Origin of the sequence: Streptomyces sp. NPDC051987 (genome assembly GCF_040680735.1) — a bacterium.
In the GTDB taxonomy this organism is placed as follows: Bacteria; Actinomycetota; Actinomycetes; order Streptomycetales; family Streptomycetaceae; genus Streptomyces.
The window spans coordinates 117611-129966 of sequence record NZ_JBFAXI010000011.1; the positions used below are offsets into that span (position 1 = coordinate 117611).

Sequence of the window (12356 nt, forward strand, 5' to 3'; positions counted from 1 at the left end):
GTCACGGCGTCCGAGGCCGCCGAGGGGCGGTGAGGGGTGGGCGCTCGTATCGTGTGAGACCGGGGCTCTGACGTCCGATCCGGCGCACGTCCGCTCTCACGTGCTTGGAGTCAGCCCATGCCGTACACGTCCGCCATGCTGCGCCGGGGGGCCGCGGTCGCCGCCGTGCTGGGGACACTCACGGGGTCCCCCGTCGCCGCGCCCGCCGCCCTGCCGGCCGCGGTCGCCGCGCCCTCGCCCACCCCGTCGCCGTCCGTCAGCCCCGACGTCCGCGACCTGACCCCGGCGGTGGCCCGCCGACTCGACGCGGTCGTGCGACACGTCATGCGCGAGGCGGACGTGCCCGGCGTGACCGTGGGCGTGTGGACGCCCGGCCGGCGCGACTACGTCCGCTCGTTCGGGGTCGCCGACAAGGCGACCGGACGGCAGATGTCTCCCGACCTGTACATGCGGATCGGCAGCGAGACCAAGACGTTCACCGTGACCGCGGTGCTCCAACTGGTCGACCAGGGCAAGGTGGGCCTGGACGATCCCATCGGCCGGTACCTGGACGGCGTCCCCGAGGGCGACCGGATCACCCTGCGGGACCTGGCCGGGATGCGCAGCGGACTGTTCAACTACTCCGAGGACAAGGGCTTCTTCAAGGCGCTGACCTCGGATCCGCAGCGCGCCTTCACCCCGGAGGAGTTGCTGGCCTACTCCTTCCACCACCCGCTGGTGTTCCGGCCCGGGGAGAAGTTCTCCTACTGCAACACCAACCTGATCCTGCTCGGGCTGCTCGTCGAGAAGGTCAGCGGGCAGCGGCTCGCCGACTACCTCGACCAGCACGTCCTGCGCCCGGCGGGCCTGCACCACACCCTGTTCCCGGCCGGGAACGAGTTCCCCTCCCCGCACGCCCAGGGCTACACGAACCAGACGGCGAACGGGAAGGTCGAGGAGACCGCCGGCTGGAACCCCTCCTGGGGCTGGGCGGCCGGCGCGATGATCTCCACCCTGGACGATCTGCGCACCTGGGCCCCCACCGTGGCCACCGGCGTCTTCCCCGACGGCACGGCCATGGTGGGCTCAGCCGTCCAGAAACAGCGGCTGACCACGCCGTCGACCGGCATCCGCGGCGCCGGGTACGGGCTCGGCATCTTCGACGTCCAGGGCTGGATCGGGCACAACGGCTCACTGCCGGGCTACGAGTCGCTCACCGTCTACCTGCCGTCGACGCGGACGACCGTCGTCGTGCTGCTCAACACGGACATCAGCCACAAGGACGGCATCGAGCCCAGCACCCTGTTCGGCCAGGCGATCACCCAGGTCATCTCCCCGGCCCACGTCTTCGACCTGCCGGTGCCGGCCTCGGCGACGCGATGAGCGCACGCAACCGTACGGAGCCCAACTCAAGGCCACCGCACGGCATTTCCGACACTTGACACAGAAGCGAACAGTCGCCGAACGGATTCGAAGTGATGTAACGATTCACCGTGCGGGGCCGGTCAATGACGGTGTGTACTGTGCAGCGAACGCCACTTGGGAGGGCCTCGGGCTCCCCCCTGCCCAGTGCTGCCCTACTCCCTGGAAACCGATTCCATGATCGAATTACCGGAACTGGTGGCCGGTGGTCTCGCCGCCGGAACGGTCTGCGCGCTCCTGCTCGGCGGCGGGCTGCTCAGGTCCCGGCGCCGACGGGCGGCGCTGGTGGCCGAGGTGACGGCGTTGCGCGCCCGGCTGGAGAGCGCCGAGAACGCGTTCGTCACGGAGGTCGAGCATCTCGCGGCCCGCCGGATGCCCGCGGCCGCGGCCCAGCTGGCCCACCCGCACCTGCGGGTTCCGGGGCCCGCCGGGCCGGACACGCCCGGCACCCCCACCGGCATGGCGATGGAGTACGTGCTCACCGCGCTGCGCGAGGAGCTGACCGCGCAGCGCACCCGGATCGACGCGGCCGCGCAGGCCGGCCTCCGGGGTGCCACCCGGGAGATCCAGGCCGCCCTGTACCGGCTGCAGGACGCCCTGCGGGGGCTCGAACAGCGCTACGACGATCCGGAGTTGGCCCAGACGCTGTTCGCCCTGGACCACGAGAACGAGCAGTCGTTGCGGCGGGCGCAGGTCGCGGCCGTGGTGTGCGGGGCCTGGGTGGGGCTGGCCCGCGAGGAGTCCCACGTGGTGGACGCCGTCACCGGCGGCCAGGCCCGGCTCTCGGGCTACCACCGGGTCGAGGTCCACAACCACCTGGAGCCGGGCACCGCCCTGGTCTCCCACGCCGTCGAGCCGGTCGCCATCATCGTGGCCGAACTCCTCGACAACGCGCTGCGCCACTCGGCGCCGGACACCCACGTCGTGGTCAACCTGGAACACGTCCACCACGGGGTGTGCGTGACCGTCGACGACGCGGGCCTCGGCATGACACAGGACGAACGGGCCCGCGCGCAGCGGCTGGTGGCGGGCAGCGACCCGATCCTGCTGACCGACCTCGGCGACCCGCCGCGCATGGGCCTCGCCGCGGTCGGCCGGCTCACCCGCCAGTTCGACCTGTACGTCGACGTCTCCTCCCCCTCGCCCTACGGCGGGGTGCGCGCGGTGCTGCGGGTGGACAGCCACCTGCTGTGCCGGATCGACCCGGCCGAACGGCCTCCCTCGGCCAGCGCCCCGCGCTCGACTCGGGAACGGACGGCGCGCGGGGAACCTGCGCGGGGGTCCGGCGGCCGCCGGACCGCCGGGCGCGCAGCAGCAGGGCACGAAGCAGCGGGGCGCGGGACTGCGGCTCCCGGGACGCCGGTCCGTGAGACGCCCGTGGGTGAGACGCCCGTCCCCGAGACATCCGTGGGCGGGACGCCCCTTGCCGCCATGCCCGTTCCCGACATGGCCGTCAGCGAGACGCCCGCTCCCCAGGTCACGTCGGCCGAAGCCGCGGTGGCCGCCCCGCCGGTGACCGTCGGGGCGGATCGATCCGGGCCGGAGGCCGAGCACGAGCGTGCCCCCGCCCCGGCCGCCACCGCCCCCGCGGAGCCGGGTGAGCCGGGCGGTCTGCCGCGGCGGCGGCGTCGTACCCCCGCCGCCGCCCCCGGCGGGCCGCGTCCTGAGCCCGCGCGCCGACCCGAGGAGCCCACCGCGCGCCGACCCGAGGAGGCGGCCGCGCGCCGACCCGAGGAAGCGGCCGCGGCGCTCGCGGCCCTGCAGTACGGCACCGCGGCGGCGCGGGGCCCCAAGCGGGCGGCGACGCCCGAACCCCGACGGACCGACGACGAAGGAGGAGCGGCCAGATGAGCAGCCACGATGCGGGCGAGACCGCCTGGGTGCTGGACCCCGTCCTGCAGGTGCCGCACGTACTGGCCGCCGTCCTGCTCACCCGGGACGGCCTCGCGACCGGCTACACCGACGGTCTGTCCCGGGCGAGTGCCGAGCGGGTGGCCGCGATCACCAGTACCGTGCAGGGCGCCTGCCGGACCGCGGCGGCCGCGTTCGCGGACCGGGACCGGGCCGAGGTGCGGCAGGTGGTCATCGAGTCGGACCACGGGTACGTGCTGATCGTGCCGACCGCCCACGGCACCTGTGTGGCGGCCTATGGTGACCCGGAGGTGCGCCTCGACCTGCTGGCGCACCGGGTGCACTCGCAGGTGGCCCGGCTGGGCGAGAAGGCGATGGCGGCCGCGCCCAGAGGCTCCGACGGCGGCGCACCGGCATGACCGGCCGCCGTGGCGGCCGTCCCCTGGTCCCCGCGTATCTGTCGACCGGCGGGGTGGCCCGCCCCAGCCGTCCGCACCTGGAACGGCTGACGGTGCTCACCTGTGCCGGGACCCCCCTGCCCGCCGGGCTCCCGGCCGCCGAACTGGCCTTGCTGGAGCTGCTGTCCGGCGGCGCGCTGACAGCGGTGGAGGCGGCGGCGCTGCTGCGGCTGCCGTTCTCCGCCGTGCGGGTGCTCGCCGCCGATCTCGTGGACCGGGGCCTGGTCCAGGCCCGCGCGCCGATCCCGCCCGCCGAACGGTTCGACCCCGACCTGCTGAAGAGAGTGGCCGATGGCCTCCGCGCCCTCAAGCACCGGTGAGCTGCCCCGCACCGGCGCCACCCACCTCCCCGACGATGCTCGCGACCTGGTGAAGATCCTGGTCACCGGGCCGTTCGGGGTGGGCAAGACGACCCTGATCGACTCGGTGTCGGAGATCCGCCCGCTGCACACCGAGGAACACCTCACGGAGGCCTCGGTGCCCGTCGACGACCTCGACGGGGTGCGGGACAAGGAGACGACGACCGTCGCCATCGACTTCGGGCGGATCAGCCTGTCCGGCGGGATCGTGCTGTACCTGTTCGGGACGCCGGGGCAGGACCGGTTCCGGACGCTGTGGGACGACGTCTCCTACGGGGCGCTGGGCGCGCTGGTCCTGGTGGACAGCCGCCGCATCGGCGCCTCCTTCGACGTGCTCGGCCTGGTCGAGGAGGCGGGGCTGCCGTACGCGGTCGCCTTCAACGCGTTTCCCGACGCGCCGAGCCACTACACGGTCGACCAGCTGCGGGCCGCCCTGGACCTGGCGCCGGGCACCCCGATGGTGACCTGCGACGCCCGGGACGCTCACTCCTCGGTCGACGCGTTGCTCGCCCTCGTCCAGCATCTGATCGACGACCGCCCGGCGGAGGCCCGATGACCGCGCAGCAGTCCTTCACCCTCTCAAGCCCGGTGCGGCTGTGGGAGGACGGCTTCGCCCGCAACCCGCACGGCTACTACGCGGCCCTGCGCGCCCAGGGCCCGGTGGGCTGGGCGGAGCTCGCGCCGGGCACGCCGGCGTACGTGGTCACCGAGCGACGCGCCGCCCTGGACGTGCTGCGGGACGTCGAGACCTTCTCGCACGACCCGCGGGGCTGGGAGGCGACCGTCCCCGAGGACTCCCCGCTGCTCGGCATGATGCGCTGGCGGCCCAACGCCCTGTTCTCGGACGCCGACGCGCACATCCGCTACCGGACCACCCTCATCGACGTGTTCGACCTGATCGAACCGCACGATCTGCGCCAGCTGGTGCACCGGGCGGTACGGCTGCTGGTCGACCGGTTCGCGCCCAGGGGGGAGGCGGATCTCGTCGTCGAGTTCACCCGGCCGCTGATGGCGCTGGTCTTCAACAACCTGTTCGGGCTGCCGGACAGCCAGGGCGACCGGCTCAACGAGGGTGTCCTGAAGATGATGGAGGGCGGCCCGCAGGCCGCCGAGGGCGAGGCCGAGTACGCCGACTACGTGCTGCGGCTGGTCGCCGCCAAGGTCGAGGAGCGCGGCGAGGACCTGCCGAGCATGCTGCTGGACCATCCCGCCCGGCTGACCCCGGAGGAGGTCACCTGGCAGGTGTTCCTCACCCTGGGCGCCGGTTACGAGCCGACCACGAACCTGGTCTCCAACGCGCTCTCCCGGATCCTCGGCAACCCGCTGTACTACTCCACGCTCACCAGCGGCGCCCGCCCGGTCATGGACGCCGTGGTCGAGGTGCTGCACCACGAGACCCCGCTGGCCAACTACGGCATCTACTACGCCCGCCGGGCGGTCTCCTTCCACGGGGCGTGGGTCAGGCCGGCGGTCCCGGTGGTGGTCTCCTTCGGCGCCGTGGGGCTGTTCGCCGAACAGGAGGCCACGAACGGCCGGCGCGCCGCGGACGCCTCGCACCTGTCGTGGGGCGCGGGACCGCACGCCTGCCCGGTCCGCCACCACGCGCTGCTCATCGCGACCGAGGCGATCGAACAGCTCACCCTGTGGCTGCCCGACCTCGACCCGGTCCTGCCCCGCGAGAAGCTCAGCTGGCGGCCCGGCCCGTTCCACCGCTCGCTGACCTCGCTGCCCGTCCGGTTCAGTCCCCGCTCCGCCGACCAGCCTGGAGAGTCGCCGTGACCGTCACCGACCGCATCGCCCTGGACCCGTTCGGCTCGGACATCCCGGCGGAGAGCGCGCGGCTGCGCGCCCTCGGCGCCATCGTGCCCGTCGAGCTGCCGGGCGGCATACCCGCCTGGGCGCCGACCGGCTACGACGTCCTCAGGGAGCTCGTCCTCGATCCCCGGGTCAGCAAGGACCCGCGCCGGCACTGGCGGCTCTGGCCGGAGATCGGCGAACACCCCTCGTGGGGCTGGGTGCTGGGCTGGATCGGCGTGGTCAACATGCTCTCCGCGTACGGCCCCGACCACACCCGGCTGCGCAAACTGGTGGCGCCGAGTTTCACGCACCGCCGCACCGAGGCGATGCGGCCGCGCGTCACGGCGATCGCCGCGGAGCTGCTGGACCAGCTGGCGGCGGCGGGTGCCGACGGCACGGTGCTGGACCTGCGCGCCGCCCTGGCGCAGCCGCTGCCCATGCGGATGATCTGCGAACTGTTCGGGGTGCCCGACGGGATGCGCGACGACACCGGTGCGCTGATCGCGGCCATCATGGACACCTCGGACCCGACCCCCGAGCACGCGGCGTTCGTGCAGGAGCGGATCGGCACGGTGCTCGGCGGGCTGATCGCGTACAAGGTGGCGCATCCGGGCGACGACATGACCACCGAGCTGATCCGGGTCCGCGACGAGGACGGCGACCGGCTCAGCGACGAGGAACTGCTGTACACGCTGCTGCTGGTGATCGGCGCCGGGTTCGAGACCACGGTCAACCTGATCGGCAACGCGGTGGTGGCGCTGCTGTCGGACCCGGCACAGCTGGCGGCGGTGCGCGCCGGCACGGTGGGCTGGGACGCAGTGATCGACGAGACGCTGCGGGTGCATCCGTCGATCGCCTCGCTGCCGCTGCGGTTCGCGGTGAGCGACCTGTCGGTCGGGGACGTGACCGTGCCGGCCGGAGACGCGATCATCACGACGTACGCGGCGGCGGGCCTGGACCCGGCGCGGTACGGGCCGGACGCGGCCGTGTTCGACGCCGCCCGGGGTGCCGACGACCATCTGGCCTTCGGGATCGGGGTGCACCGCTGCATCGGCGCGCCGCTCGCCCGCGCGGAGGCGTTGGCCGTCCTGCCCGCGCTGTTCGACCGGTTCCCGGGGCTGCGGCTCGCGGTCGGGCCGGACGAGCTGCGGCAGGTGCCGTCGTTCATCGCGTGCGGTTGGCGGGAGATCCCGGTGCGCCTGCGGGCGTGACCGAGGTCGCGGGGGCGGCGACCGGTCCCCCGTTCCGGTCGTGCCCCCGCGCCCCGTGAACATACGTCCGGACCAGGGCGATGGGTATCGCGCCGGTGCCCGGTGACGCGCGCCGAGGACTCACCCGTGCACAGGTGAGTCCGGTTGGACCCGATTCGCCGGGAGCAGCACGGGGGCGGTGAGTTCCCCGAGGGCGAGGTGGGCGAGGACGACCTCGTACAGGTCGGTGCCGCCGGCCAGCAGTTGGCGTTCCAGGACGGGTTCGGCGCCCCGGACGTGGTCGCGGACGGTCTGGGCGTGCATCCCCAGATCGTGGGCGGCGCGTTCGGCATTGCCGTCGGCGGCGATCCAGGCGCGCAGGGTGCCGCGCAGGTCGCGGCCGTCCCCGACCAGGCGGTCCAGGAGGTCGTGCGCCCAGGCCCGCAGCTCAGGACCGGCCAGCAGGTCGCGCAGGCGGACCCCGGACGGCCGCGGCACCGTGCCGGCGAGTTCCTCCGCCAGGGCCGCCTGGGTGTTGAGCGCCAGGTGGGCGGTGGCCCGTACGGTGAGGTCGGAGAAGTCGGTGCCCAGCAGCGCCTCGACCCGGTCCATCCGGGCGCGCACGGTGTTGCGGCTGACGCCGAGCACCTTGGCCGCGCTGACGGCGGTGAACTCCAGGCCGAGGCGGGTGGTGGCGAGGAGTTCCGCGCGGGTGTGGTGAGGCAGGGTGTCGAGCGGCCGCAGCACGGCGGTGGACCAGGCGTGCAGCGCGGCGGGGTCCATCAGCCGTTCCGGGTGGGTGCGTTCGGCGTAGACGGCGGCCTGGTCGGAGCGGAAGCGGGCGACGGCGAGGGCGCTGACGGCCTGGCCGTAGGCGGCGGCCGTCTGGGCCAGGTTCTGCCGGACGCTGCCGCCCAGGAAGGTGCCGGGGCGGCCGTCGACGAGGGAGCGCAGCCGCTCGGCCGTCGCGGGCGCGGGGCTGAGGACGATGACGTGGCCGTCCATGGCGGGGCAGCGCACGACGAGGGCCTGGCCGCCGGTCACGTCGAGGCAGTCCTCGGCGAGACCGTCACGTTCCGCCGGGTGGCCCTCGACGATGTACACACAGGCGCTGTCGGTGTCGAGCAGGCCGGGCCACAGACCGGCGGCGACGCGGCGGGCGGAGACCGTGTCCTCGACCATGAGGAGCTGCAGGATGGCGAGGCGCAGGTCGGCGGTGGCCCGCCGGAGCCGGTCCGCGGCGACCGTCAGTTCCCGCTCGCGCAGCAGGAGTTCGACGACGCCGGCGGTGCGGGTGACCACCTCGGCGGCGCGCCGGTCGAAGGGGGTGGCACGGGCCACGGCGAGCAGTCCGGCGGCCTGACCCGCGTCCGGGGAGCCGACGGCGACCAGCCGCAGGTGGCGGTCGCCGTCCTGGACGGCGGCGGCGGAGATCCGCCCGGCGACGACGTCGGCGACGAGGCCGTCGTCCAGCGGGATCCCGGTCCCGGCGAGCCGGGTGCCGTCGGCGGCCTGGAGGCAGACGGTCCCCTGCACGGCCTCGGCGAGCCAGGCGACGACGCGGCGCGGGTCGCGGGTGCCGGGGCGCAGGTGGTCGAGGAGCCGTGCGGCCCAGCCGTCGCCGTGCGGTGCCGGGTGGTGGGGGCCCGTGTCCGCTCGGCCTGCCATCTCGCCCTGCCCCTCGTCTCTCGCGTCAGCCTCGGTCTACCGACGGTACAGGGCCGGCGGGTGCGGCGACGTGCCGGGCGCGTGCCGGTGGGGGTTGTTCGCGCAGCTCACCGCGCCCCTCCAGGGCGCGGTCACGCCGGCGGCCCTCGGGGGGAAGGGCCGCCGGCGGAGCGGCCTCACCCGGGGCCGGGGGGAGGGCCCCGGGTGGCTCCCCCGTCGACTGCCCGGGAATCCGCCGGCCATGCGTGCCGATTCCGGGATTCCGAGGCGATCGAGCGACGCCCGCGGATGAAGCCGACCGCCCCGTCCGGAGAAGGTCCGACGGGGACGATCCCGTGGCCGCGCGGCCCGTTCGGCCGATGCCCGCCGTACGGCATAAGCTCGGCGGATGGCGAAGTACTTCGACGTGCACCCCGACAACCCGCAGCAGCGCAGCATCGCGCAGATCGCCGACGCGGTCCGCTCGGGATCGCTCATCGCATACCCGACCGACTCCTGCTACGCGCTGGGCTGCCAGCTCGGCAGCCGGGACGGCATGGACCGGATCCGCACCATCCGCCGGCTGGACGACCGGCACCACTTCACGCTGATGTGCCGTGACTTCGCGCAGCTCGGCCAGTTCGTGCGGGTGGACAACGACGTGTTCCGGGCCGTGAAGGCGTCGACGCCCGGCAGCTACACGTTCATCCTGCCCGCGACCCGCGAGGTGCCGCGCAAGCTGCTGCATCCGAAGAAGAAGACCGTCGGCGTCCGCATCCCCGACCACGTGGTCACCCAGGCACTGCTGGCGGAGCTGGGCGAGCCGCTGCTCTCCAGCACCCTGCTGCTGCCCGACGAGGAGGAGCCGCTGACCCAGGGCTGGGAGATCAAGGACCGGCTGGACCACCAGGTGGACGCGGTGGTGGACTCCGGGGAGTGCGGAACCGAGCCGACCACGGTCATCGACTTCTCCGGCGGCGAGGCGGAGATCGTCCGCCGGGGCGCGGGCGACACCGCACGCTTCGAGTGAGCACGGGGCCGCCCCGTCGACCGCTTCCTCACCTTCGCGTGCCACGATGATCGGGACATGCCGCGCCGGGTGTCCCGCACCCCGACGCCGACTCCACAGAGAGGCACTTGCGCCATGACCGCCGTACAGGGAACCGACGTCGACATCACCACCGAGGACGGTGTCGCCGACGCCTACCTGGCCCACCCCGCCGACGGACTCCCGCACCCGGGCGTGCTCCTGTACCAGGACGCCTTCGGGATCCGTCCGCACCTGAAGTCGATGGCGGACCGGCTCGCCGGCGCGGGTTACACGGTCCTGCTCCCCAACGTCTTCTACCGCAGCGGCCGCACGCCGGTCACCGAACTCCCCGAGTTCATCGACCCGTCGGCGGACCCGACGATCTGGCAGCGGATCATGCCGATCATGATGTCGCTGACGCCCGAGCTCAGTGACCGGGACTCGGCGGCCTACCTGGACTGGATGGCCGAGAGTCCGCTGGTGGCCGACGGACCGGTCGGGATCACCGGGTACTGCATGGGCGCCCGGCTGGCCCTGCGGACCGCCGCCGCCTTCCCCGACCGGGTCGCGGCCGCGGGCGGCTTCCACGGCGGCCGGATGGTCACCGACGACGCGGACAGCCCGCACCTGCTCGCCGACCGGGTGACCGCGGAGCTGTACTTCGGCTTCGCGGACCAGGACCAGTCGATGACCGAGGACCAGATCCGCACCTTCCAGGAGGCGCTCGACGCCGCCGGGGTCCGCAACACGTGCGAGATCTACCGGGGCGCCGCGCACGGCTACACCCAGGCCGACACGCCGTCCTACTCCGCCGAGGCCGACGAGCGGCACTGGGCGGCGCTGCTGGACCTGCTCAAGCGCACGTACGCCTGACGCGACCGCCTGCGAGCCCGGTGCGAGCGTGCCGGGCTCCTGCGGTCGGCACGCTCGCGGGCGGCGTCGGCGGAAACCGGGCTTCCGTGCGGGGGAAGGGTGGCTCCAGCAGGTCCTGGACCTGTGCGCCGGGCAGCGCCCGAGGGTCTGTAGGCGTCGAACTGCTCGGGGTCCACGCACTGGTCGCCGGCCGCCAGCAGGCAGCCTGCCGCCATGTCGCCGACTGACTACTGAGCGTCATCCGACGGTCACCCGCAGGGAGCGGGCGGCGGACGCCCGCACATTCGGCCACAGCCTCCACCATTGACATGAACCCGGCACGGCGGCACGCTGAGAGCGCTCTCAGATTGGTACGGACCAATGTCCGTGCGACAACCCCGACCCCACACGGAGGTGGAGAGTGCGCGCAGGACTCGCACGCCGGGCACTGCCCCTGACGGCCGCGGCGGCGCTGATCGGCGGGGTGCTCACCCTGGGCACCCCGCACCCGGCAGGCGCGGCGGTACCGGACACGATCCCCCTGGAGATCACCAACAACTCCGGCCGCGCCGACCAGGTGTACCTCTACGACCTCGGCACCCAGCTCTCCTCCGGGCAGCAGGGCTGGGCCGACGCGAACGGCGTCTTCCACGCCTGGCCGGCCGGCGGCACCCCGCCGACCCCGGCGCCGGACGCCTCGATCACCGGTCCGGCGGCAGGCCGGTCGACGACGATCCGGATCCCGAAGTTCTCCGGCCGGATCTACTTCTCCTACGGCCAGAAGCTCGACTTCCGGCTGACCACCGGCGGTCTGGTGCAGCCGGCGGTGCAGAACCCGAGCGACCCCAACCGCAGCATCCTCTTCAACTGGTCCGAGTACACCCTGAACGACGCGGGGCTGTGGATCAACAGCACGCAGGTGGACATGTTCTCGGCGCCCTACGCGGTCGGGGTGCAGCGTTCCGACGGCAGCACGGTGAGCACCGGACATCTCAAGCCGGGCGGTTACACCGCGTTCTTCAACGCCCTGCGCGGACAGCCCGGCGGCTGGGCGAACCTGGTCCAGACCCGCTCCGACGGCACCGTGCTGCGGGCGCTCTCCCCGCTGTACGGGGTGGAGACGGGGGCCCTCCCGTCGACGGTGATGGACGACTACGTCAACCGGGTCTGGTCGAAGTACGCGTCGTCGACGCTGACCGTCACCCCCTTCGCCGACCAGCCGAACACCAGGTACTACGGCCGGGTCTCGGGCAATGTCATGAACTTCACCAACGCCTCGGGGGCGGTGGTGACCAGCTTCCAGAAGCCGGACGCCGGCAGCATCTTCGGCTGCCACAACCTGCTGGACGCCCCCAACGACCAGGTGCGCGGACCGATTTCGCGCACGCTCTGCGCGGGCTTCAACCGCTCGACGCTGCTGACGAGCGCCGGCCAGCCGGACACCAACCCGGCGGACTTCTACCAGGACGCGGTCACCAACCGGTACGCCGGCGGCGTCCACGCGCAGATGGCCGACGGCAAGGCGTACGCCTTCGCGTTCGACGACGTGGGCAACCAGGAGTCGCTGGTGAACGACGGCAGTCCGCGGCAGGCGTACCTGACACTGGACCCGCTGAGCTGACCCACGCGAGTGTCCCGCACCGGGATTCCCGGTACGGGACACTCGGGCGTCCTGGGGTCAGCCGGTCGTGACGGCGGTGTCGTCGACGACGAAGCTGGTCTGGAGCGAGGAGTCCTCGACACCGCTGAACTTCAGGGTGACGGTCGAGCC

11 protein-coding genes are annotated in these 12356 nt (G+C 73.3%); 10 read left to right on the top strand and 1 reads right to left on the bottom strand.

Annotated elements, in window-relative coordinates:
• The first annotated feature begins 117 nt into the window (after positions 1 to 117).
• From AB0M11_RS09365 to AB0M11_RS09395, 7 genes are all read left to right on the top strand, one after another.
• A complete protein-coding gene (locus tag AB0M11_RS09365) occupies positions 118 to 1362 on the top strand; it encodes a serine hydrolase domain-containing protein (RefSeq protein WP_365703100.1) in 1245 nt (414 codons plus the stop codon).
• Between the two features lie 216 nt (positions 1363 to 1578).
• Positions 1579 to 3252, top strand: coding sequence for an ATP-binding protein (locus AB0M11_RS09370; RefSeq protein WP_365703102.1), 1674 nt, complete (start codon positions 1579 to 1581; stop codon positions 3250 to 3252).
• Entirely contained in the window at positions 3249 to 3671 is a 423-nt protein-coding gene (locus AB0M11_RS09375; RefSeq protein ID WP_365703104.1) for a roadblock/LC7 domain-containing protein, read from the top strand. The genes AB0M11_RS09370 and AB0M11_RS09375 overlap by 4 nt, the downstream gene beginning before the upstream one ends.
• Positions 3668 to 4030, top strand: coding sequence for a DUF742 domain-containing protein (locus AB0M11_RS09380; protein WP_365703106.1), 363 nt, complete (start codon positions 3668 to 3670; stop codon positions 4028 to 4030). The genes AB0M11_RS09375 and AB0M11_RS09380 overlap by 4 nt, the downstream gene beginning before the upstream one ends.
• The gene (locus tag AB0M11_RS09385; RefSeq protein WP_365703108.1) at positions 4002 to 4625 is read left to right on the top strand and encodes an ATP/GTP-binding protein; all 624 of its coding nucleotides are present in this window, start codon (positions 4002 to 4004) and stop codon (positions 4623 to 4625) included. Before AB0M11_RS09380 ends, AB0M11_RS09385 begins: the two co-directional genes overlap by 29 nt.
• Positions 4622 to 5848: a cytochrome P450 gene (locus tag AB0M11_RS09390; protein ID WP_365703110.1), complete on the top strand. Its 1227-nt coding sequence runs from the start codon at positions 4622 to 4624 to the stop codon at positions 5846 to 5848. Before AB0M11_RS09385 ends, AB0M11_RS09390 begins: the two co-directional genes overlap by 4 nt.
• Positions 5845 to 7077 carry a cytochrome P450 gene (locus AB0M11_RS09395; protein WP_365703112.1) on the top strand — a complete coding sequence of 411 codons (1233 nt, stop codon included), beginning with the start codon at positions 5845 to 5847 and terminating at the stop codon, positions 7075 to 7077. The genes AB0M11_RS09390 and AB0M11_RS09395 overlap by 4 nt, the downstream gene beginning before the upstream one ends.
• A gap of 120 nt (positions 7078 to 7197) precedes the next feature.
• Here AB0M11_RS09395 and AB0M11_RS09400 read toward each other — a convergent pair whose 3' ends face one another.
• Positions 7198 to 8724, bottom strand: a complete 1527-nt coding sequence (locus tag AB0M11_RS09400) for a helix-turn-helix domain-containing protein (RefSeq protein ID WP_365703114.1) — start codon at positions 8722 to 8724, stop codon at positions 7198 to 7200.
• Between the two features lie 388 nt (positions 8725 to 9112).
• Between AB0M11_RS09400 and AB0M11_RS09405 the strand changes: the two genes are divergently transcribed.
• The 3 genes from AB0M11_RS09405 to AB0M11_RS09415 all read left to right on the top strand — a co-directional run bounded on the left by AB0M11_RS09405 (position 9113) and on the right by AB0M11_RS09415 (position 12206).
• On the top strand, positions 9113 to 9733 hold the full coding sequence (locus tag AB0M11_RS09405) for an L-threonylcarbamoyladenylate synthase (protein ID WP_365703116.1): 621 nt from the start codon (positions 9113 to 9115) through the stop codon (positions 9731 to 9733).
• A gap of 114 nt (positions 9734 to 9847) precedes the next feature.
• A complete protein-coding gene (locus AB0M11_RS09410; protein ID WP_365703118.1) occupies positions 9848 to 10606 on the top strand; it encodes a dienelactone hydrolase family protein in 759 nt (252 codons plus the stop codon).
• Positions 10607 to 11057: 451 nt separating this feature from the next.
• Positions 11058 to 12206, top strand: a complete 1149-nt coding sequence (locus tag AB0M11_RS09415) for a glycoside hydrolase family 64 protein (RefSeq protein WP_365703127.1) — start codon at positions 11058 to 11060, stop codon at positions 12204 to 12206.
• Positions 12207 to 12356 lie beyond the last annotated feature (150 nt).

Bases quoted from the DNA above. Each gene is read 5' to 3' on its own strand.
- AB0M11_RS09365 (WP_365703100.1), top strand. From the start codon at position 118: ATGCCGTACACGTCCGCCATGCTGCGCCGGGGGGCCGCGGTCGCCGCC.
- AB0M11_RS09370 (WP_365703102.1), top strand. From the start codon at position 1,579: ATGATCGAATTACCGGAACTGGTGGCCGGTGGTCTCGCCGCCGGAACG.
- AB0M11_RS09375 (WP_365703104.1), top strand. From the start codon at position 3,249: ATGAGCAGCCACGATGCGGGCGAGACCGCCTGGGTGCTGGACCCCGTC.
- AB0M11_RS09380 (WP_365703106.1), top strand. From the start codon at position 3,668: ATGACCGGCCGCCGTGGCGGCCGTCCCCTGGTCCCCGCGTATCTGTCG.
- AB0M11_RS09385 (WP_365703108.1), top strand. From the start codon at position 4,002: ATGGCCTCCGCGCCCTCAAGCACCGGTGAGCTGCCCCGCACCGGCGCC.
- AB0M11_RS09390 (WP_365703110.1), top strand. From the start codon at position 4,622: ATGACCGCGCAGCAGTCCTTCACCCTCTCAAGCCCGGTGCGGCTGTGG.
- AB0M11_RS09400 (WP_365703114.1), bottom strand. From the start codon at position 8,724: ATGGCAGGCCGAGCGGACACGGGCCCCCACCACCCGGCACCGCACGGC.
- AB0M11_RS09405 (WP_365703116.1), top strand. From the start codon at position 9,113: ATGGCGAAGTACTTCGACGTGCACCCCGACAACCCGCAGCAGCGCAGC.
- AB0M11_RS09410 (WP_365703118.1), top strand. From the start codon at position 9,848: ATGACCGCCGTACAGGGAACCGACGTCGACATCACCACCGAGGACGGT.